The 21,235-nt window shown below is 58.4% G+C and carries 20 protein-coding genes and 1 riboswitch; of the genes, 15 read left to right on the forward strand and 5 right to left on the reverse strand.

Going from position 1 to position 21,235, the window contains the following annotated elements; translation table 11 throughout:
- The first annotated feature begins 90 nt into the window (after positions 1-90).
- From relA to RHM56_RS03915, 3 genes are all read left to right on the forward strand, one after another.
- On the forward strand, positions 91-2,346 hold the full coding sequence (gene relA / locus RHM56_RS03905; protein WP_322238791.1) for a GTP diphosphokinase: 2,256 nt from the start codon (positions 91-93) through the stop codon (positions 2,344-2,346).
- Positions 2,347-2,439: 93 nt separating this feature from the next.
- On the forward strand, positions 2,440-3,273 hold the full coding sequence (mazG, locus tag RHM56_RS03910; RefSeq protein WP_322238793.1) for a nucleoside triphosphate pyrophosphohydrolase: 834 nt from the start codon (positions 2,440-2,442) through the stop codon (positions 3,271-3,273).
- 22 nt (positions 3,274-3,295) lie between these two features.
- The gene (locus RHM56_RS03915) at positions 3,296-3,841 is read left to right on the forward strand and encodes a DUF2058 domain-containing protein (RefSeq protein ID WP_016779855.1); all 546 of its coding nucleotides are present in this window, start codon (positions 3,296-3,298) and stop codon (positions 3,839-3,841) included.
- Positions 3,842-3,914: 73 nt separating this feature from the next.
- Here RHM56_RS03915 and RHM56_RS03920 read toward each other — a convergent pair whose 3' ends face one another.
- The 4 genes from RHM56_RS03920 to purM all read right to left on the reverse strand — a co-directional run bounded on the left by RHM56_RS03920 (position 3,915) and on the right by purM (position 6,908).
- Positions 3,915-4,100, reverse strand: a complete 186-nt coding sequence (locus RHM56_RS03920; protein ID WP_322238796.1) for a hypothetical protein — start codon at positions 4,098-4,100, stop codon at positions 3,915-3,917.
- Positions 4,101-4,477: 377 nt separating this feature from the next.
- Positions 4,478-5,191 carry a DUF3108 domain-containing protein gene (locus RHM56_RS03925; protein WP_322238798.1) on the reverse strand — a complete coding sequence of 238 codons (714 nt, stop codon included), beginning with the start codon at positions 5,189-5,191 and terminating at the stop codon, positions 4,478-4,480.
- 8 nt (positions 5,192-5,199) lie between these two features.
- Positions 5,200-5,850: a phosphoribosylglycinamide formyltransferase gene (gene purN, locus RHM56_RS03930; RefSeq protein WP_322238800.1), complete on the reverse strand. Its 651-nt coding sequence runs from the start codon at positions 5,848-5,850 to the stop codon at positions 5,200-5,202.
- Positions 5,850-6,908 carry a phosphoribosylformylglycinamidine cyclo-ligase gene (gene purM, locus RHM56_RS03935; RefSeq protein ID WP_322238802.1) on the reverse strand — a complete coding sequence of 353 codons (1,059 nt, stop codon included), beginning with the start codon at positions 6,906-6,908 and terminating at the stop codon, positions 5,850-5,852. Before purM ends, purN begins: the two co-directional genes overlap by 1 nt.
- Before the next feature lie 381 nt (positions 6,909-7,289).
- Between purM and RHM56_RS03940 the strand changes: the two genes are divergently transcribed.
- The 5 genes from RHM56_RS03940 (at position 7,290) to RHM56_RS03960 (ending at position 11,875) form a co-directional block, all read left to right on the forward strand.
- Positions 7,290-8,324: a DUF2066 domain-containing protein gene (locus RHM56_RS03940; protein ID WP_322238804.1), complete on the forward strand. Its 1,035-nt coding sequence runs from the start codon at positions 7,290-7,292 to the stop codon at positions 8,322-8,324.
- Positions 8,325-8,357: 33 nt separating this feature from the next.
- Positions 8,358-9,431: an AI-2E family transporter gene (locus RHM56_RS03945; protein ID WP_322238806.1), complete on the forward strand. Its 1,074-nt coding sequence runs from the start codon at positions 8,358-8,360 to the stop codon at positions 9,429-9,431.
- Positions 9,432-9,655: 224 nt separating this feature from the next.
- Positions 9,656-10,360, forward strand: coding sequence for a DnaA regulatory inactivator Hda (hda, locus tag RHM56_RS03950; RefSeq protein ID WP_322238808.1), 705 nt, complete (start codon positions 9,656-9,658; stop codon positions 10,358-10,360).
- Between the two features lie 209 nt (positions 10,361-10,569).
- On the forward strand, positions 10,570-11,193 hold the full coding sequence (locus RHM56_RS03955; RefSeq protein WP_322238810.1) for a C40 family peptidase: 624 nt from the start codon (positions 10,570-10,572) through the stop codon (positions 11,191-11,193).
- Positions 11,194-11,338: 145 nt separating this feature from the next.
- Positions 11,339-11,875 (forward strand): C40 family peptidase, encoded by a 537-nt coding sequence (locus RHM56_RS03960; RefSeq protein WP_322238812.1) that lies wholly within the window; start codon positions 11,339-11,341, stop codon positions 11,873-11,875.
- A gap of 94 nt (positions 11,876-11,969) precedes the next feature.
- On the opposite strand, the gene RHM56_RS03965 is transcribed toward RHM56_RS03960, so the two are convergent.
- On the reverse strand, positions 11,970-13,274 hold the full coding sequence (locus RHM56_RS03965) for a sorbosone dehydrogenase family protein (protein WP_322238813.1): 1,305 nt from the start codon (positions 13,272-13,274) through the stop codon (positions 11,970-11,972).
- 789 nt (positions 13,275-14,063) lie between these two features.
- On the opposite strand from RHM56_RS03965, the gene RHM56_RS03970 reads away from it, so the two are divergent.
- The 7 genes from RHM56_RS03970 (at position 14,064) to RHM56_RS04000 (ending at position 21,206) form a co-directional block, all read left to right on the forward strand.
- The gene (locus RHM56_RS03970; protein WP_322238815.1) at positions 14,064-14,246 is read left to right on the forward strand and encodes a hypothetical protein; all 183 of its coding nucleotides are present in this window, start codon (positions 14,064-14,066) and stop codon (positions 14,244-14,246) included.
- A gap of 699 nt (positions 14,247-14,945) precedes the next feature.
- Positions 14,946-15,193, forward strand: a riboswitch (cobalamin riboswitch).
- 80 nt (positions 15,194-15,273) lie between these two features.
- Positions 15,274-15,885, forward strand: coding sequence for a cob(I)yrinic acid a,c-diamide adenosyltransferase (gene cobO / locus RHM56_RS03975; protein ID WP_019407948.1), 612 nt, complete (start codon positions 15,274-15,276; stop codon positions 15,883-15,885).
- 10 nt (positions 15,886-15,895) lie between these two features.
- On the forward strand, positions 15,896-17,209 hold the full coding sequence (locus RHM56_RS03980; protein WP_322238818.1) for a cobyrinate a,c-diamide synthase: 1,314 nt from the start codon (positions 15,896-15,898) through the stop codon (positions 17,207-17,209).
- A complete protein-coding gene (gene bluB / locus RHM56_RS03985; protein ID WP_322238820.1) occupies positions 17,206-17,856 on the forward strand; it encodes a 5,6-dimethylbenzimidazole synthase in 651 nt (216 codons plus the stop codon). The genes RHM56_RS03980 and bluB overlap by 4 nt, the downstream gene beginning before the upstream one ends.
- Entirely contained in the window at positions 17,853-18,761 is a 909-nt protein-coding gene (gene cbiB / locus RHM56_RS03990; protein WP_322238822.1) for an adenosylcobinamide-phosphate synthase CbiB, read from the forward strand. Before bluB ends, cbiB begins: the two co-directional genes overlap by 4 nt.
- Positions 18,754-19,758, forward strand: a complete 1,005-nt coding sequence (cobD, locus tag RHM56_RS03995) for a threonine-phosphate decarboxylase CobD (RefSeq protein ID WP_322238824.1) — start codon at positions 18,754-18,756, stop codon at positions 19,756-19,758. Before cbiB ends, cobD begins: the two co-directional genes overlap by 8 nt.
- A complete protein-coding gene (locus RHM56_RS04000) occupies positions 19,755-21,206 on the forward strand; it encodes a cobyric acid synthase (RefSeq protein WP_322238826.1) in 1,452 nt (483 codons plus the stop codon). The genes cobD and RHM56_RS04000 overlap by 4 nt, the downstream gene beginning before the upstream one ends.
- The last annotated feature ends 29 nt before the right edge of the window (positions 21,207-21,235 follow it).

Raw genomic sequence — 21,235 nt, forward strand, 5'->3', positions numbered from 1 at the left:
CCGTACGCTGCTTTACCCTGGGGCGTGCGGCTGGGATTCGGGTCGGTGATATCAGCGCATTAAACGTGCGCTGTAGGGAAGGTAAGCAAGATGGTACAGGTCAGAGCACACCAGCCGATCAACACCGACGGCAGTCTCAACCTCGAGGCATGGCTTGATCATGCGGTGAGTGTCGATGTGGCGCTGGACCGTGAAGCCTTGAAAGAAGCGTGTGAGTTTGCACGTGAGGCCGAACAGCAAGCCAATGCAGCGAAAAACCTGTGGTCCGAGGGCGCGTCGAGCTTTCGAACCGGGTTGGAAATCGCTGAAATCCTGGCTGATCTCAAGCTGGACCAAGATTCTCTGGTCGCCGCAATTCTGTATCGCGGCGTGCGTGAAGGGCAGATCCTGCTGCCGGCCGTCAGCCAGCGCTTTGGCCCGGTGGTTGCCAAGCTGATTGATGGCGTGCTGCGCATGGCGGCGATCAGCGCCAGCCTCAGTCCTCGTCAATCCATGGTCATGGGCTCTCAGGGCCAGGTCGAAAACCTGCGCAAAATGCTCGTGGCGATGGTTGATGACGTGCGCGTGGCACTGATCAAACTGGCTGAGCGCACCTGCGCAATCCGTGAAGTCAAAAGTGCTTCGGACGAAAAACGCATTCGCGTTGCGCGCGAGGTCTTCGATATTTATGCGCCGTTGGCGCACCGACTGGGCATTGGCCATATCAAATGGGAGCTGGAGGACTTGTCCTTCCGCTACCTCGAACCCGAGCAGTACAAACAGATCGCCACGTTGCTGCATGAGCGCCGCCTTGATCGCGAGCGCTTTATCAGTGACGTGATGAACCAGTTGCGCACCGAGCTTGAAGCCACTGGGGTGGTTGACGCAGACATCAGCGGCCGGGCCAAACACATTTACTCGATCTGGCGCAAAATGCAGCGCAAGGGCCTGGCTTTCAGTCAGATCTATGATGTGCGCGCGGTGCGGGTGCTGGTGCCGGAAATGCGCGATTGCTACACCGCGCTGGGCATCGTCCACACCTTGTGGCGGCACATCCCCAAAGAATTCGACGACTACATCGCCAACCCGAAAGAGAACGGCTATCGCTCGCTGCACACGGCGGTGATCGGGCCTGAAGGTAAGGTGCTGGAAGTGCAGATTCGCACCCACGCCATGCACGAAGAGGCGGAGCTGGGGGTGTGTGCGCACTGGCGTTACAAGGGCACCGACGTCAAGGCCGGGTCCAACCAGTACGAAGAGAAAATCTCGTGGTTGCGCCAGGTGCTGGAATGGCACGAAGAACTGGGCGACATCGGCGGTCTGGCCGATCAGTTGCGGGTCGATATCGAGCCGGATCGGGTGTACATCTTTACCCCCGACGGGCATGCCATCGACCTGCCCAAGGGCGCGACGCCGCTGGACTTCGCCTACCGGGTGCACACCGAAATCGGCCATAACTGCCGAGGTGCCAAGATCAACGGGCGCATTGTGCCGCTCAACTACAGCCTGCAAACCGGCGAGCAGGTCGAGATCATCACCAGCAAGCACGGCACGCCGAGCCGCGACTGGCTGAACTCCAACCTGGGGTATGTCACCACTTCCCGGGCGCGGGCGAAGATTGTTCACTGGTTTAAATTGCAGGCCCGCGATCAAAACGTTGCGGCCGGTAAAACCTTGCTTGAGCGCGAGCTGGGCCGTCTGGGCTTGCCCGCGGTGGATTACGACAAGCTCGCCGACAAAGCCAACATGAAAACCGCCGAGGACATGTACGCGGCGTTGGGTGCGGGCGACTTGCGCCTGGCACAGCTGATCAATCTGGCGCAGCAACTGGTCGAGCCGGAACGCGGCAGCGAACAGATGGAACTCATCCCGCGCAAAGCCACGGGCTACAAGCCGGGCAAGCGTGGCGACATCCAGATCGAAGGCGTGGGCAACCTGTTGACCCAAATGGCTGGCTGCTGCCAGCCGCTGCCGGGTGACGCGATTGTCGGTTACATCACCCAAGGGCGTGGCGTGAGCATTCACCGTCAGGACTGCGCCTCGGTGCTGCAACTGGGCAGCCGTGAGCCGGAGCGCATCATTCAGGTCAACTGGGGGCCGATCCCGGTGTCGACGTACCCGGTCGACATCGAAATCCGTGCCTATGATCGTTCAGGCCTGCTGCGCGACGTGTCGCAAGTGCTGCTCAACGAGCGGCTCAACGTTTTGGCGGTCAACACCCGCTCGAACAAAGAGAACAACACGGCGCTGATGACCTTGACCATCGAGATCCCGGGGCTGGATGCATTGGGGCGTTTGCTGGGGCGTATTTCGCAACTGCCAAACATCATCGAAACCCGCCGTATCGGGCGTAGCGAAGCCCGTTGATCTCTTGTAGGAGCGAGCTTGCCTCGCGATCTTTTGACCTTTAAAGATCGCGAGGCAAGCTCGCTCCTACATCGTTTTGCACAAGGATTATTGATGTTTACCCTCGACGACTTGCTACATCTCATGGCCCGCCTGCGTGACCCGCAGTTTGGCTGCCCGTGGGACATCAAACAAACCTATGCCACCCTCGTGCCTTATACCCTCGAAGAAGCCTATGAAGTGGCGGATGCCATTGAGCGCAGCGACTTTGAGCATCTGCAGGGTGAACTCGGTGATTTGCTGTTTCAGGTGGTGTATTACAGCCAGTTGGCCCGTGAAGAAGGGCGTTTTGAATTTTCCGGGGTGATCGACAGCATTACCCGCAAGTTGATTCGTCGCCATCCCCATGTGTTTCCGACCGGCGATCTGTATGCCCCCATGGATGTGCCGCGCCTGAGTGAAGAGCAGGTCAAGGAGCGCTGGGACCAGATCAAGGCTGAGGAGCGCGCAGAAAAATCCGCCACGCCGCAGCAGTTGTCGTTGCTCGATGACGTGCCGGTGGCGCTCCCTGCCTTGTCTCGCGCTGCCAAGTTGCAAAAGCGTGCGGCGCAAGTCGGGTTTGACTGGCCTGCGGCCTTGCCAGTGCTGGACAAGGTGCGTGAAGAGCTGGATGAAGTGCTCGAAGCCATGGCGGATAACGACACGGCCGCGATCCACGATGAGGTGGGCGACCTGCTGTTTTCGGTGGTCAATCTGGCGCGTCATCTAAAAATCGACCCGGAAACGGCTCTGCGCAGCGCGAATACTAAATTTGACAGACGTTTCCGGTTTATCGAGCAGGCATTGCGCGATACCCTGCGTCCCATTGAAGATTGCACCCTTGAAGACCTGGACGCTCTGTGGGGCGAAGCCAAGCGCCAGGAAAAGAATGTACCCAGCTGCGGCTGAGTTTGCCTAAGTGAGTAAGTAGATGAGCATTTCCCTACGCGACCAGTTGCTCAAAGCCGGACTGGTCAACGAGAAGCAGGCCAAACAGGCTGGCAAAGAAAAGCAAAAGCAGCAGCGTCTGGCCCACAAAGGACAGATCGAGCTGGACGACACTCAGCAACGTCTGGCCGCTGAAGCCAAGGCCGAGAAGGTCAAGCGCGACCAGGAACTGAATCGTCAGCAACAGGAAAAGGTCGAGCAAAAGGCCCGTGCTGCGCAGATCAAACAATTGATCGAAGTGTCGCGTCTGCCCAAGCTGAACACCGAGGATTACTACAACTTTGTGGACGACAAAAAGGTTAAGCGCCTGTCGGTCAACACCTTGATGCGTAACAAGCTGGCCAATGGCTCGCTGGCGATTGTGCAGCATCAGGGCGGCTATGAAGTGATTCCGCGTGAGGCGGCGCTGAAGATCCAGGAGCGCGATCCGCGCCGTATCGTTCAGCTCAACATTCTGGTTGAGCCGAAGACGCCAGAAGAAGACGATCCGTACGCGGCGTATCAGATCCCCGACGATCTGATGTGGTAAGCCCGTAAACCTCGGACAAAACAAACCCCGCTTCGGCGGGGTTTGTGTGTTTCAAGACAGTAGTTGCAGTGATTCAGGCTTGGCTTTGTTTCAGCGCTTCAAGCTTTTCCAGCTCGGCTTTGTAGTTATGAGCGTCGCTCTCGCGGTGGAACATGCCAACCAATATGTCTTCCTGGTGAACATCCCACAGGTGTACGCCGTGAGCGACAAGCTGATGGAACATACGTGAATCGTCGCGCTCAGTTACTTTGATAGTCATCTGCTTGCTCCAAATTCTGGTAAGGGCCTGCGGCAAGACGTCGCAGGACTTCTTTATAGAATTTGTTAGCTTCCTAAGTAAATAGCTGATTGTCGCTCTGTCATGTTGCGAAAAACCGAAAAACGCTGCAGCCCTTGTGCGACGGGGTGTTTACGGATTTTGCCAATAGTTTTATGACAAAAGTTTCATGATCGAGGGAGTGTGCACTGTCCGTGGGAGTCGGGCTTGCCCGCGATGCAGGCAACGCGGTCTGGCAGATACACCGCGTCGATCCAATCGCGGGCAAGCCCGCTCCCACAAGGTATTCGCCTTGAAACGAAAAACCTCGCCGAAGCGAGGTTTTCTTGAAGCTTGCCGCTAAAAGCTTGCCGCTAACTTCAGTTACCCTTGACGGCTTTGCCATCCACCGTGCCGTCTTGCAGCATGATGTTGTATTGCTTGCCGTCGGTTTCTACCTGCTGTAAGGCCACCAGCAGATAATCCCAGTCTTTGGCGAACCACATGATGGTAGTGCGTTTGTTTTGTGTCGGGTCGCGGACGCGTTCAACCTTGATGGCATCGATCGTGCCGGCTTTGGTCTGGACTTTCTCGCTGCCAAGGACGCGGAAGTCATACGTGTCTACGTCTGTTCCCTCTACCACTTTGTAGCTCATGCTCTTTTTGCCAGCCGCTACATCGCGCTGCAAAGCCAACTGGTAAGTAGACTTGTCGAGCGTGCCACTGAGCAGCGGAACCTTGACTGGATCGCCCCTATCGGTACCGGTGACCATGTTGGTCGCCCAGTCGAAATCCAGATTGACTTTTTTCGCTTTGCCCAGACCGCCACGCTCGAAGGTGTAGGACTGAGGGATCAGGCTGTCGTTTTTGAACGCGAAGGTGCTGGACTCGGTCAGGCTGGCGATCAACATCGTAGCCTTGAAACTCAAGGTCCAGACGTTGTTGGCGTCTTTGCTCAGACTGCGCTCGGCTGAGCCGCTCATGGGTAGCTGTTTCCAGTCAGCGGTGTAGCTGGCCTGGAAAGGTTTAAGTTCGGCCGCCTGCACTGCTGGAATAGCCAGCAGGCTGAGGGCGAGGAGCAGGGCACGACGCATAATGTCTCCTAGGTTCGTATCAAGTGGCCGCTGGCCGCGAGTAATTGACCGTCTAATAATGCGCCTTGCTCGTCAAGTGACAAGCGACCTTCGGCAAACCAGCGCACTGCAAGCGGGTAAATCCGGTGCTCCTGGGCGTGAACCCGTTGCGCCAGACTGTGCGGCGAGTCATCGGACTCTACCGCAATGATTGCTTGTACGACCAGAGGCCCGCCATCGAGTTCCTCGGTGACGAAGTGCACGCTGCAACCATGCTCGCTGTCACCGGCTTCCAGCGCACGCTGATGCGTGTGCAAGCCTTTGTACTTAGGCAGCAGGGAAGGATGGATGTTGAGCAGGCGACCCTGATAGTGACGCACGAAGTCTGCGCTGAGGATGCGCATGAATCCGGCCAGAACCACCAGTTTCGGGTTGAAGGCGTCAATGATTTTGATCAGTTCAGCATCGAAGGCCTCGCGGCCCTCGAATGCTTTGTGATCCAGTACGCGGGTATCGATACCCGCGTCTTGAGCGCGTTGCAGGCCGTAGGCATCTGCGCGGTTGGAGATCACCGCGCGGATGTTGGCCGGACTTTCCTTGATGTCATCGCTGTCGATCAAGGCCTGCAAGTTGCTGCCGGTGCCGGAAAGCAGCACCACCACATCACAGGTATCAGGCATTAGTGCGCCTTGAGGTTTTGCAGCTCAACTTGTGGTGCACCTTCGGCAGCGGCAGCGATCTGGCCGATAACCCAAGGCTGCTCGCCTGCTTCACGCAGTACGTTCAGTGCGGTTTCAACGTCGGCCTGAGCCACGCAGATCACCATGCCCACGCCGCAGTTCAGTACGCGGTGCATTTCGGTTTCGTTGACGTTGCCTTTTTCTTGCAGCCAGTCGAAGACGGCTGGGCGCTGCCAACTGGCCACGTCAACCACCGCTTGTGCGCCTTTAGGCAGAACGCGCGGGATGTTGTCGAGCAGGCCGCCACCGGTGATGTGGGCCATGGCTTTAACCACGCCGGTTTCTTTGATCAGCTTGAGCAACGGCTTGACGTAGATACGGGTCGGGGCCATCAGCAGGTCGGTCAGCGGCTTGCCGTCGAGCTGGATGTTTTCGATGTCGGCACCCGACACTTCGATGATTTTGCGGATCAGCGAGTAGCCGTTGGAGTGCGGACCCGAAGAGGGCAGGGCGAGCAGGGCGTCACCGGTGGCCACTTTGGAGCCGTCGATGATTTCGGACTTCTCGACCACGCCGACGCAGAAACCGGCCAGGTCGTAGTCTTCGCCTTCGTACATGCCCGGCATTTCTGCCGTTTCGCCGCCTACCAGCGAGCAACCGGACAATTCGCAGCCAGCGCCGATACCGGTGACCACCTGGGTCGCGGTTTCTACGTTGAGCTTGCCGGTGGCGTAGTAGTCGAGGAAGAACAGAGGCTCGGCGCCGCACACGATCAGGTCGTTAACGCACATGGCCACCAGGTCGATGCCGATGCTGTCGTGCTTGTTCAGGTTCAGTGCCAGACGCAGCTTGGTGCCTACACCGTCGGTACCGGACACCAGAACAGGCTGCTTGTAACCCGCCGGGATTTCGCAGAGGGCGCCAAAACCGCCGAGGCCGCCCATCACTTCCGGGCGTGCAGTGCGCTTGGCCACGCTCTTGATGCGTTCGACCAATGCTTCACCGGCGTCGATGTCTACACCGGCGTCCTTGTAGCTCAGGGAGGGTTGCTTGCTCATAATCCAGGCCTTTAGGGGGGATTCGGGGGTATCGACCGATCTCAGGGGGCCCGCTTGCAAGTGCTCACTGTATGGAACAGAGCATTTGCAGGGTGCCCGGCTGTCGCCGGTCTGCGAAGGCGCGCGATTTTATCAGGCTTGAAGGGCAGCGGCCATCCTCGGGCCGACAGGCAGGGTTATATCTGTCGAAAAAAACCTTTTTTACACGTACTGGTTGCTTTGCGCGGCCCTGTATAAGGTATAGCCGTTCAGTTTTGAGTTTTTATGACCGGATAAAACTGCGAGGTGGGCGTGAATGATTTGGCCGCAGGCCTGTCTGAAGCTTTATCGAGTGTTTTTATGCGGCCTTTTAATATTGCCTTTTGCCGTCAGGAATCTTTCATGCGTTTTCATCAATTTATAGCTGTGGGCTGTTTGTCATTGTTTAGCCTGGCGAGTCATGCCGAAATCCTGACGGGTCTGTACCAAGTGCGTGAGCCGGTGGCTAGCCAGTCCCCGGATGAGCGCGCGCAAGCCACCCAAAAAGCCCTTGAAACCCTGGTGCTGCGCCTGACGGGCGACGCCAAGGCCATTCAAAGCCCAGCGCTGGAAGCGATCCGTAAAGACCCGCAGCAAATCATCAGCCAATACGGCTATGACGCAGGCCCCCCTGAAGCCCTGCAAGTGGACTTTGACCCGGTGAGCACCGATCGCGCCTTGCGTCAGGCCGGTTTGTCGCTGTGGGGCACCAACCGACCCGCGCTGCTGGGCTGGTGGCTGAACGATTCGGTCGAGGGTGCCAGCCTGGTCGGTGACGGCCAATCGGCGGCTGACCCCTTGCGTCGTGCGGCGCAACATCGCGGGCTGCCGCTGCGCTTGCCTTTGGCTGACTTGAGCGAGCAATTGGTCGGCACAGCTGAAAACCTTGAGGGCTCTAACCCGGCCCCGTTGAAAGAAGCCTCTGAGCGCTACGGGGCCGATGCGCTGCTGGCGGTGCATGCCCGTGAGGACGGGGGGCAATGGCAAGCCAAATGGCGCCTGTGGGTCGGCGATCAGCAAGAGCAAGGCAGCGCATCGGCAGCCGATCAGGCGGCACTGGCGGATGCCGTGCTGCTGCAAGTCAGTGAGCGACTGGCTCCGCGTTATGCGGTCAAGCCAGGTGTTTCAACTGAACAGTTGCTTCAGGTGCAGGGCATGACGCTGGAGCGCTATGCCCAGTTGGGTCGTTTGCTTGAGCCATTTGGTGGGCAACTTATTAGCGTGGACGGTGATCGTATTGTTTATCAGGTCAACGGCAGCACCGAACAGTTGCGTTCGCAGCTTGGGCTTGCGCAACTGCATGAAGTGCCGGCAGGCCAGGTTCAGTCTGTAGCGACTGACGGGCAGGCGCCGGGTGCAGTGACAGCGTCAGGGCCGCAGCTACGCTTTAGCTGGTAGATTTTTCTCTTCTATATATAAGGACAGGCATTTATGACGGATTCGCGCCGGTGGGTATGGTGGGGGGTAGCGCTGGTGGCAGCGCTGTTTGTGTATTTCTTGCACCCGATACTGACGCCTTTTCTGATTGCCATCGTCCTCGCCTACATGTTCGATCCGGTGGTTGATCGTCTCGAAAAGTTAGGCATATCAAGAACCTGGGGGACGATTACAGTCTTCTCGGTGTTTACCGTCATTCTGGTGACGTTGCTGCTGGTGTTGGTGCCGTTATTGGCCAAGCAATTGCTCAAACTCTACCAACTGGCGCCGCAGGTACTCGATTGGTTGCAGCACACGGCCATGCCGTGGGTGCAAGCCAAGTTCGGTCTGGGCGATGGCTTCTGGAACTTCGACAAGATCAAGGCGGCAATCACCGAGCACATGGGTCAGGCGGGCGACATCGTCGGTGTGGTGTTGTCGCAGGCGACCGCTTCCAGCCTGGCGCTGGTGGGCTTTTTGGCCAATCTGGTGCTGATCCCGGTGGTGGCGTTTTACCTGTTGCGCGACTGGGACATCATGCTGGCCAAGATCCGCAGCCTGCTGCCACGTGATCGCGAAGAGCGGATCGTGTCGCTGGCCAAAGAGTGTCACGACGTGCTCGGAGCCTTTGTTCGCGGGCAGTTGCTGGTGATGCTGGCGCTGGGCGTGATCTACTCGGCGGGCTTGATGCTGGTCGGGCTGGAGTTGGGGCTGTTGATTGGTTTGATGGCGGGGCTGGCAGCCATTGTGCCGTACATGGGTTTCATCATCGGTATTGGCGCGGCGCTGATCGCGGGCCTGTTCCAGTTCGGCGGCGACCTGTACCCGATGCTGGGCATTGTGGCGGTGTTTATGGTTGGTCAGGCGCTCGAAGGCATGGTGCTTACACCCTTGCTGGTGGGCGATCGAATCGGCTTGCACCCCGTGGCTGTAATCTTTGCGATTCTGGCGGGTGGCGAATTGTTCGGTTTTACCGGCGTGTTGCTGGCATTGCCTGTGGCGGCGGTGATTATGGTGCTGGTGCGCCATATGCACGATTTGTACAAGGATTCGCAGGCCTACAAAGGGGATGAAGAGCCTGAGCTGTAGCGCCATCACGTACTGAAAAAGAGGCGAGTTCATTTTCAATGGGCTCGCCTTTTTGCGTGTTGTCTGGCCAGCTTTGCCAAAAAAACTTCATTCAATTCAAGATGCTAACGCAAACCTTTGATTTTGCTCGTGGTCTGTTACATTGTGCGCCCGGCTACACGGGTATAAACTTTGCAAACTTTACACAGAGGCCACTAACGGTTCGTTTGAACTGTTCAGTCAGCATGAAACCGATTCAGCTGCCCCTAGGTGTGCGTCTGCGTGATGACGCTACCTTCATAAATTACTATCCAGGCGCCAATGCCGCTGCACTCGGCTATGTCGAGCGTCTGTGCGAAGCCGACGCCGGCTGGACGGAAAGTCTGATCTATCTGTGGGGCAAGCAGGGCGTAGGGCGTACGCACTTGCTACAGGCCGCTTGCCTGCGTTTTGAGCAGTTGGGCGAGCCGGCGGTCTATCTGCCGTTGGCTGAGTTGCTGGATCGCGGTATCGAGATTCTCGACAACCTTGAGCAGTACGAGCTGGTTTGCCTGGATGACCTTCAGGCAGTGGCCGGGCGGGCTGACTGGGAAGAGGCGCTGTTTCACTTGTTCAATCGTCTGCGCGACAGCGGGCGCCGTCTGTTGATCGCCGCGTCGGCTTCGCCGCGTGAACTGCCGATCAAACTGGCCGACCTCAAATCACGCCTTACCCTGGCGCTGGTTTTTCAAATGCGTCCTTTGTCTGACGAAGACAAATTGCGCGCCTTGCAACTTCGCGCATCGCGCCGCGGCCTGCACCTGACAGATGAAGTGGGGCATTTCATCCTCACTCGCGGTACGCGCAGCATGAGTGCGTTATTCGAATTGCTTGAGCGCCTCGATCAGGCGTCCTTGCAGGCGCAGCGCAAGCTGACAATTCCCTTTCTGAAAGAAACCCTTGGCTGGTAAACACCGCACATTGCCTGTGTTGGCAGCTTTCAGGCGCCAGAAAACCTGCGTGTCAGACAGGGTGTCTACGCAAAATCTATTGTCAGGGGTGTAAAACCTTAGATGTCATGTGAAATCGACTGAGTCACATTTATATCGATTGAATTTGCAAATGAGGATCATAGAAGGCATAGTCGCGGCTACTTTTCCTACAAGCCACGGTCGTGCCCATGCTAAAGCGCTTCGCACCCCTCGTGCCTCTCGCACTTGTTACCCTGCTGTTCGGCTGCGCTGCGCACACGCCAGTGTCCCAGCAAGTCACCGAAACTCAGGTTCAAACGTCATCTTCGTCGCACGCTTCCGCTCTTTATCAGGAAGAACTGGCGACCGAAAAAGAACTGGCTCAATTTTCCGCAAACAGCAAGCCTTACGAACTGCCAGCTTTGGCTGACAGCATTCTTGAGCGCGGCATGTCCTTGATCGGTACCCGTTATCGTTTTGGCGGCACCTCTGAAGCCGGTTTCGATTGCAGCGGCTTCATCGGCTATCTGTTCAAAGAAGAAGCGGGCATGCAATTGCCGCGTTCAACGCGTGAAATGATCAACGTAAATGCACCGTTGGTCGCACGAAACAATCTCAAGCCAGGTGACTTGCTGTTCTTCAGCACCAATGGCCGTGGGCGCGTCAGCCACGCCGGGATTTACCTGGGCGACGACCAGTTTATCCACTCCAGCAGCCGCCGCAGCGGTGGTGTGCGGATCGACAGTCTGGGTGACAGCTACTGGAACAAGACCTTTATGGAAGCCAAGCGTGCCTTGGCGATGGCGCCAACGAGCGTAGTGGCCCGCAAGTAAAGTTAAAGTCTTACTTGAAGTTTGGCCTCTAAGGGCTAGAATTCAGTCGCAATGTTAAATTCCTGAAGCCGCGAAGGTGCTCCCTGTCGCGGCTTCAGGTTTCGCGGCCCCAGTAGCCGTATCCAGAAGCAGGAACGTTCTGTTTATGTCGACTATGGCTCGCGTTGCACTTATCACGTTAGCAGCACTGCTCAGTGCTTGCGCCAACCGTCCGGCGCCGGCCCCTGTGGTCGTCCAAAAGGCGGTATTTTCCAAACCCGATGAAACGTCTCCGGTAGCTGCGGATGTGTTGTTCCGTGCCTTCAGTTTGGTAGGCACGCCTTATCGCTGGGGTGGCAATACGCCGGATTCGGGTTTTGATTGCAGTGGCTTGATCAAATACGTCTACAACGACGTAGCGGGTATTTCGTTGCCACGTACCACGCGCGAAATGATCGTGATGCGGGCGCAGAATGTCGGCCAGGATCAACTGCAAACGGGTGACTTGCTGTTCTTCGCTACAGGCGGCGGCACGCAGGTCAGCCATGCCGGGATCTACGTGGGTGAAGGCCGCTTCGTGCATGCGCCAGCCACGGGTGGCACGGTCAAGCTGGACAGCTTGAACAAAGCCTACTGGCAAAAAGCCTATTTGAACGCCAAGCGCGTACTGCCGACCGAGCAGCATTTGGCGCAGTTGCCTTAATCCTGCGAGGGTATCGATGCGGTTTAACCGAAAAACCGCATCGCCTGCATCGCTGGCAAGCCAGGCTCCCACAGCCTGGGAGGGATTTTAAGGCTTACTTCCCCGATACCCGCCAAATCGTGTTGCCGACATCATCGGCCACCAGCAAGTCCCCCTGTTTATCGATCACCACCCCAACCGGTCGCCCCATGGCTTTCTCGTCTGCGCTGAGGAAGCCCGTCAGCACGTCGATCGGCATGCCTGCGGGTTTGCCGTCAGTAAACGGCACGAAAATCACCTTGTATCCACTGTGCGGCTTGCGGTTCCACGAGCCATGCTGGCCAATGAATACCCCGTCAGTGAAGTTCGGCAGCCTGCTGTGTTCAGCAAAGCTCAGGCCCAGCGAGGCCGTGTGCGGGCCCACCGCGTAGTCTGGGGCAAGCGCTTTGGCGACCAAATCGAGGTTTTGCGGGCTGACCCGTGTATCGACGTGTTGCCCGTAGTAGCTGTAGGGCCAGCCGTAAAAGCCGCCATCCCGGACCGAGGTGATGTAGTCGGGCACCAGATCGCTGCCAATCTCGTCGCGTTCGTTTACGGCGGTCCACAGTTTGCCGGTCTTCGGCTCCCAGTCCATGCCATTAGGGTTGCGCAGCCCCGAGGCGAAAATACGGTGGCTGCCAGTCGCGGGGTCGACTTCCCAGATCGCGGCGCGACCTTCTTCCTTGTCCAGGCCGTTTTCGCCGACGTTGCTGTTGGAACCCACCGTCACATAGAGCTTTTTGCCGTCGGGGCTGGCGATGACGTTTTTGGTCCAGTGGTGGTTCAGGCCGCTCGGCAAATCAGCAATCTTGGTCGGTGGCGCACTGATGGAGGTTTCACCCGGTTGATAAGGAAAGCGCAGCAGTTTGTCGGCGTCCGCCACGTACAGGTCATTGCCCACCAGAGTCATGCCGAAGGGCGAATTAAGGTGCTCAAGAAACACGGTGCGGGTATCGACCTTTCCATCGTGGTCTGTATCGCGCAACAAGGTGATCCGATTGGCGCTCGGAACGCCCGCACCGGCGCGGCCCATGACCTTGCTTGCGACCCATTCGCGAAGCCCTTGGCTGTCATCCGGCTTGGCCGGGGCGTTGGTTTCCGCCACTAGCACATCGCCATTGGGCAGCACATACAGCCAGCGCGGGTGATCAAGGCCTTCGGCAAAAGCCTGCACCTGCAAACCTTGAGCTGCCATCGGTTTGGCGCCCGCTGGCCAGCCAATGGCCGGGGCGATGTTGACAGTGGGAATCAGCGTCTTGTTCGGCTCTGGCAGTGTGGGTGAGGGCCCGGTGCCGTCCGCGACTTGTAGGGTCGATGTCTCACCGCAGGCTGCCAGCCCTGCTGCTAGAACGATGACAACAGCGTGCTTGCGTTTAAACATGTGGATCTCCTGTTTTTTGTCGTGTCAGTCATAACCTGGTGTTCGGCGACGGCCAGAACGCCTTCGCCAAACTCGAACACCCCGTACCCTTTCACAGCGGCAGCGGCCTGGTGGCCGAAGAGCCGTCAATCAACCACTTTGCAGCGGGCCTGAACACCCGTTCCACCCGCAGCGCCTTGCGTGACTATCACTCAAACTCCGCAGTCTGCACAGTGACTCGGCGTTGGGCATTGCGCAGCCAAATCCGGAGTTGGAGAAGTCGCTGAGGGATAAATTATGGGGGATGCATGCGGGGAGGATTAAAACTTCATCAATAGATAATTACGATTTATGGAATAAAGAGATGGAAAAAACTGGCGCCCCCAAAAATAACGACTACCCGCTGGCATCTCACTTACAACGCTTTTGGGATGTCGTTACTCCCTGCAGCCCAGCTTTACGGTGGGCTAATGTGCGGTTTTGAATTTTGTGCATTTTTGATCGCATTAAGCTTCGGAGTCCCTGCAATGGCTGAGAATAAATCGTTTATATGTGTTCATTGAAAAAGCATCTACCACTACCAACAAGGCCGACTGCAGTCCCACACCGACAGCGAGAGTATCTAAAGTCAGCAAGTACTTCAGACTTTTCTTATCTGAGAGACAGCTCCTACATTATTTAGCACTCAATCTTTCTTCTCGTGTATCCCCCGAGAAGTCACAGCCTTAATAAAATCAGTTAGCATTAATTGTCAACAGCACTAATTAACGCTAACTATCGCAAACCAACACATATGAAGGATGGATAATCATGACTGTTGTTAAGAATAATTTCTTTGCTATGTTGCTGCTGTTCTGGGGCTTGGCTGCAGTTGGTCAGGTCTATGCTACTGAACTCCCTGTCGCCAATATAAAATCCCCTGGCGACATCACCATCACAGAAGACAAGTATGCATGCTGTATAGACTCTTTAGGAGGTGGGCGCATTCTGTGATTTAACATTTAACAACGTATAAATGATGCGTAATTCAAGGAGGGTCTGAACGACTCGCAGATTTTTATGGCCTCACTGTCGGAGGTTAAAAAAATTAAGTTCGGTCGAGTAATCAGACCTTTTTTGTTATTGATTCATGATTGTTTCTAGGGGCTGTACGAAATGTTTTCGAGCGAAGGTTAGGCAAGGCGAAAACAGGCGAGGAAGCGGAGTTTACGGGCTGTAAATGAGCATTCCGAGCCTGTTTTCAACGCCGCATAACCGAGCGTAGATACATTTCGTACAGAGCCTAATGTTCGCGCCTTTATAGGGTGATTAACCTGCATTACAGGCCCAGCCCTCAACGCCAACAACCTCAGTAGAGAACAGCTCACAGGCCACCGCTTCGAAAGCAGGCGCAAATCATGTAACAGCAGGGCTCCTTGCTCAAACATCGCCGGCTAATAACAGCGACAGCCGTAAAGGGTAAAAAAGCTACGCCTATGATCCGCTCGACCGCCTGACCGAGGTGCCACCCCGAACACGTCATCCACGATCCGGCGGGCAACTTGCTGGGCCAAAGCCCTGAGGTCCACAGGCACGGCAGCTACGGCAACCTCAGCCACGAAACCTGCCAGGCTTCACCCATACCTTAATAATGGCTTAGCCTTGCGTCCGTTCTGACGGGCTTTAATTGACGCTCCACCCCCAACCCTCTAACCTTCGCGGCTTGTTTCAGGTGCTCTGCAACCCAAGGTTGGCCGAGTGAAACAGGGAAGCCGGTGAGGGCGTGTTTAACCACACAACCGCTTTGATCCCGGCGCTGCCCCCGCAACGGTAAATGAGTCAACATCACGCCCAATGCCACTGTGTTTTATGCACGGGAAGGCGCGTGGTCAGGTGGCGTTTTATGTATAAAAGCGCCCCGCTCATGAGCCCGGAGACCGGCCTGATCCATCCAGCACCCTTGCGGCGGGCGAAGGTGTGTCGTTTTTAATGAATTCTCCCGCCTCCCGTTTGCTTAATTCAGCCCCAACGGAGAGCTGCCATGAATGAATCCCCCGAACGCGACGAACGTCACCTGGCGCGCATGCTGCGCAAAAAAGCCGTTATGGACGAGCGCATTGCCAGTGCCCCTAACGAATGCGGCCTGTTGCTGGTGTTGACCGGCAATGGCAAAGGCAAAAGCAGTTCGGCTTTTGGCATGTTGGCCCGGGCCATGGGCCACGGCCTGCAATGCGGCGTGGTGCAGTTCATCAAGGGCCGTAACAGCACCGGCGAAGAGATTTTTTTCCGTCGCTTCCCTGAACAAGTGCGCTATCACGTGATGGGCGAGGGCTTTACCTGGGAAACTCAGGACCGCCAGCGAGACATTGCGGCCGCCGAAGCAGCGTGGGAAGTGTCTCGCGAGATGTTGCGTGATCCGTCCATTGGGCTGGTGGTGCTGGATGAGCTGAACATTGCGCTCAAGCACGGCTACCTCGACCTTGAGCAGGTGCTGAGTGACCTGCAAGCCCGTCCGCCGATGCAGCATGTGCTTGTCACCGGGCGTGGCGCTAAACCTGAACTGATTGATCTGGCCGATACCGTGACTGAAATGGGTGTGATCAAGCATGCATTCCAGGCCGGGATCAAAGCCCAGAAAGGCATTGAATTGTGAGTGTTGAAGCATGAGAGAGTCGCGTCATTGCCCGGCGGTACTGATCGCCGCGCCGGCTTCCGGTCAGGGCAAGACCACCGTTACTGCCGCCTTGGCCCGATTGCATCGCAATCAAGGGCGCAAGGTGCGGGTATTTAAATGTGGCCCGGATTTCCTCGACCCCATGATCCTGGAGCGCGCCAGCGGTGCGCCGGTGTATCAGGTGGACTTGTGGATGGTAGGCGCCGATGAAAGCCGTCGCTTGCTGTGGGAAGCGGCCGGTGAAGCGGACCTGATTCTGATCGAAGGCGTGATGGGCCTGTTCGACGGCACGCCGTCCAGCGCTGATCTGGCGCGGCATTTCGGCGTGCCGGTGTTGGGGGTGATTGATGGCACCGCCATGGCCCAGACCTTCGGCGCGCTGGCCCTGGGGCTCGCGCGTTATCAGCCAGACCTGCCGTTTGCCGGGGTTCTGGCTAACCGGGTCGGCACGGTGCGTCATGCGCAGTTGCTCGAAGGCAGCCTGACCGAAGGCTTGCGCTGGTACGGCGCGTTGTCCCGCGAGACCGGGATTGAACTGCCAAGCCGGCATTTGGGCCTGGTGCAAGCCAGCGAACTGAATGACCTGGATGCACGCCTCGATGCAGCGGCCAATGCCTTGGCCAGCACCTGTGAGGTAGCGCTGCCACCGGCGGTGGAGTTTGCCGCGCCACAACCTGTCGCCGTTGAGGCGTTACTGGCCGGGGTGCGGATTGCCGTGGCGCGCGATGAAGCCTTTGCCTTTACCTATGGCGCGAGTCTGGCGCTGTTGCGTGAAATGGGCGCCGAACTGGTGTTTTTCTCGCCGATTCGCGACACGCAACTGCCTGCCGCTGACAGTCTGTATTTGCCGGGCGGCTACCCGGAGCTGCATCACCTTGAGCTGTCGCGCAACACCTCGATGCTGGAGGCAATCCGAGCTCACCATCACGCGGGTAAACCGCTGCTGGCCGAATGTGGCGGCATGCTCTATCTGCTGGATGCCTTGACCGACGTCGACGGGCAGCGCGCCGAGTTGGTCGGCTTGCTCAAAGGCGAGGCGACCATGCAAAAACGCTTGGCGGCCCTGGCGTTGCAGGCAGTCGAGATGCCGGAAGGCCTGCTGCGCGGACATACCTATCACCACTCGCTGACCAGCACCGAGCTTGAGCCTGTCGCACGTGGCCTGAGCCCCAATGGCGGGCGCGGTGCGGAGGCTGTGTATCGCGAAGGGCGTATGACAGCGTCTTACGTGCACTTTTACTTTCCGTCCAATCCCCAGGCCATGGCTGCGTTGTTCGCGCCGTGTGCCGTGAAGGTGTCATGAGCGACAACGCATTTAGTTCTGAAGAAAAGGCCGCGGTGTATCGGGCCATTGCTGAACGCCGCGACATGCGGCACTTCAGCGGGGGCAACGTGGCTCCTGAGCTGCTGGCACGTTTGCTGGAAGCCGCGCATCAGGCGCCGAGTGTGGGCCTGATGCAGCCGTGGCGGTTTATCCGCATCACCGACCGCCAGCTGCGGGGCAAGATTCAAGCGGTCGTTGAAGACGAGCGAGTACGCACTGCCGAGGCGCTGGGTGAGCGTTCGGATGAATTCATGACCCTCAAGGTCGAGGGCATCAACGATTGCGCCGAGGTGCTGGTGGCGGCGTTGATGGATGATCGCGAAAAGCACATTTTCGGCCGTCGTACGTTGCCGGAAATGGACATGGCGTCGTTGTCTTGTGCCATCCAAAACCTGTGGCTGGCAGCGCGGGTTGAAGGTCTGGGAATGGGCTGGGTGTCATTGTTCGAGCCGCAGGCGCTGGCAGATTTGCTGGGCTTGCCCGCCGGTGCCAAGCCGCTTGCGGTGTTGTGCCTGGGCCCGGTCGAGGCGTTTTATCCTGCGCCGATGCTGGTGCTGGAAGGGTGGGCGCAAGCACGTCCGCTGAGTGAGTTGGTGTACGAGAATTTTTGGGGAGTGAAGCCATGAGTGTGGCGTTGTTGTGCGTTGCCGGTGTGGCGTTGGATGCGCTGCTCGGCGAGCCTAAACGCTGGCATCCACTGGTTGCGTTTGGCCGCATGGCTGAGCGCATCGAGCAGCGATTCAATTCAGGCGGGCGGGGCTGGCGCAGCCATGGCGTGACTGCCTGGGTGCTGGCGGTGTTGCCACTGACCCTTGTGGCCACGGCGTTGTCGTGGCTGCCTTATATCGGCTGGCTGGTGGAGATTCTGGCGTTGTACTGCGCGCTGGGCATGCGCAGCCTGGGTGAGCACGTGCAGCCGGTGGCCGAGGCGTTGCGCGCCAATGATCTGGACGAGGCCCGCACGCGGGTCGGGTATTTGGTCAGCCGTCAAACCAGTGAACTGGATTCGACCGAAGTGGCGCGCGCGGCCACAGAGTCGGTGCTTGAAAACGGCAGCGATGCGGTGTTCGCGGCCTTGTTCTGGTTTGCCGTGGCGGGTGCGCCGGGCGTGGTGCTCTACCGTTTGAGCAACACCCTGGACGCGATGTGGGGCTATCGCAACGAACGCTTTGAGCGTTTTGGCTGGGCCGCCGCGCGCATCGACGATGTACTCAACTATATTCCTGCACGGCTGGTGGCATTGACCTACGCCTTGTTGGGCAAGACGCGCTTGGCGATCACGTGCTGGCGTCAACAGGCGCCGCAGTGGGACAGCCCCAATGCCGGGCCGGTGATGGCGGCGGGTGCCGGTGCGCTGGGTGTCGAGCTGGGTGGAGCGGCAATTTATCACGGTGAGCTGCATGAACGCCCGCAACTGGGTGAAGGCGTGCCCGCCGATGCTGACTCAATCGGCCGCGGCTGGCAGTTGGTACAGCGCGGGGTGTGGCTGTGGTTACTGATCCTGTGTGTGGGGAGTGAGTTCTATGCTTGAACACGGCGGGCGTTTACGTCAGGCGGCCTTGCACTACGGCATTGCCGAGTCGGCCTGGTTGGATCTGTCCAGTGGTCTGGCGCCTTGGCCTTTTGCAATTCCTCCTGTCCCGGAACGGGCCTGGGCACGTTTGCCCGAAACCGATGATGGCCTGGAGCAAGCGGCCTGCATTTACTACGGCGCGCAAAATGCCTTGCCGGTGCCGGGCTCGCAATGTGCGATCCAGTTACTGCCGCGGTTGCGCCGCAGTGGCAAGGTGGGCGTGCTGTCGCCGTGTTACGCCGAGCACGCCGAAGCGTGGCGGCGCAGCGGGCACATCGTGCGCGAAGTCATGGATCAAGAAGTCGACTTCTACCTCGACACGCTGGATGTGCTGGTGGTGGTGAACCCCAATAACCCCACGGGCTTGAACCTGTCCCCTGAGCGTTTGCTGGAGTGGCACGCACGGCTGGCGCAGCGTGGCGGTTGGCTGGTGGTGGACGAAGCCTTTATGGACAACACCCCCGACTTGAGTCTGGCGGCTGAGAGTTGGCGTACCGGGTTGATTGTGTTGCGTTCATTCGGCAAGTTTTTTGGCCTGGCTGGCGTGCGTTTAGGCTTTGTGCTGGCCGAACTCCGGTTGCTCAAGCTGCTGGCCGAACAGGTCGGGCCTTGGGCTGTCAGTGGCCCGACCCGCATTGTGGGCCAGGCGTGCCTGCTCGACACCGCCAGCCATGCCCTCCAGCGCGAACGCACCGCGCTGGCCAGTGAGCGTTTGCAGCGATTGCTGGGCCTGCATGATTTGCTCCCGCAAGGCGGGTGCGCCCTGTTCCAGTGGCTGATCACGCCGCATGCCGAGCGTCTTTACGAATTTATGGCGCAGCGCGGCATTTTGCTGCGCCTGTTTACCAGCAACAGCAGCGTACGTTTTGGTCTGCCCGCCGATGAGGCTGACTGGTTAAGGCTGGAACAGGCGTTACAGGCTTATAGCCAAGCGTTCACTAAGGGAGTGTCATGAGCACATTGATGGTGCAGGGCACCACGTCCGATGCCGGCAAAAGTACCTTGGTCACGGCCTTGTGCCGCTGGCTGACCCGTCAAGGCGTGCGCGTGGTGCCTTTCAAGCCGCAGAACATGGCGCTCAACAGTGCCGTGACGGCTGAAGGTGGCGAGATTGGCCGCGCCCAGGCCGTACAGGCGCAGGCTGCCGGGCTGGTGCCGCACACCGACATGAACCCGGTGCTGCTCAAGCCCAACAGCGACACCGGCGCGCAAGTGATCATTCATGGTCGGGCGGTCACCAGCATGAACGCGGTGGCGTATCACGACTACAAGGCCATCGCCATGCAAGCTGTGCTGGCCTCGCATCAACGCTTGAGCGCCGCCTACCCGGTGGTCATGGTTGAGGGCGCGGGCTCCCCGGCCGAAATCAATTTGCGCGCCGGTGATATTGCCAACATGGGCTTTGCCGAAGCGGTGGATTGCCCGGTGGTGCTGATTGCCGACATCAACCGTGGCGGGGTGTTTGCGCATCTGGTCGGGACGCTCGAACTGCTGTCCGAGACCGAGCAGGCGCGGGTCAAAGGTTTCATCATCAACCGCTTTCGTGGCGACATCGCCTTGCTGCAACCGGGGCTCGACTGGCTGGAACAGCGCACTGGCAAGCCGGTGATCGGCGTGCTGCCTTACGTGCTGGACCTGCACCTTGAAGCCGAAGATGGCATCGACCAGCGCCAGACCGACAAGGCTGACCAGGTGCTCAGCGTGGTAGTGCCGGTGTTGCCGCGCATCAGCAATCACACGGACTTCGACCCGTTGCGCCTGCACCCGCAGGTGAACTTGCAGTTTGTCGGGCCGGGTCAGCCGATTCCTCCCGCGGACTTGATCATCCTGCCGGGCTCAAAAAGCGTGCGCAGTGATTTGGCCTATTTGCGCGCCAATGGATGGGACACGGCCATCAGTCGGCACTTGCGCTACGGCGGCAAAGTGCTAGGCATCTGTGGCGGCTTGCAGATGCTCGGCGAGCAGGTGCATGACCCGCTGGGGCTGGAAGGCGCAGCGGGCTCCAGCGATGGCCTGAGTTTGCTGGCATTCAGCACCGAACTGGCGGCTGAGAAACAACTGCGTAACGTGCGTGGACATTTAGTGTTGGAAAACGCCGAGGTCAGCGGCTATGAAATTCACGCGGGAGTGACCACGGGTGTGGCGCTGGAACAGCCTGTGGTGCGTCTGGATGACGGCCGTTGTGACGGCGCGCAAAGTGCTGACGGGCAAATCCTCGGCACCTATCTACACGGCGTGTTCGAGTCGCCTGCCGCCTGTAGCGCCTTGCTGCGCTGGGCCGGTTTGCAGGACGTGCAGCAGGTGGATTACCACGCCCTGCGCGAGCGCGACATCGAGCGCCTGGCCGACATGGTCGAGAAGCACCTGGACACGGCGTACTTGCGCGAACTGTGCGGGATCTGAAACGCACCAATCCTTGTGGGGGCGAGCAA

The sequence above is a fragment of the Pseudomonas sp. CCC3.1 genome (genome assembly GCF_034347405.1).
GTDB lineage: Bacteria > Pseudomonadota > Gammaproteobacteria > Pseudomonadales > Pseudomonadaceae > Aquipseudomonas.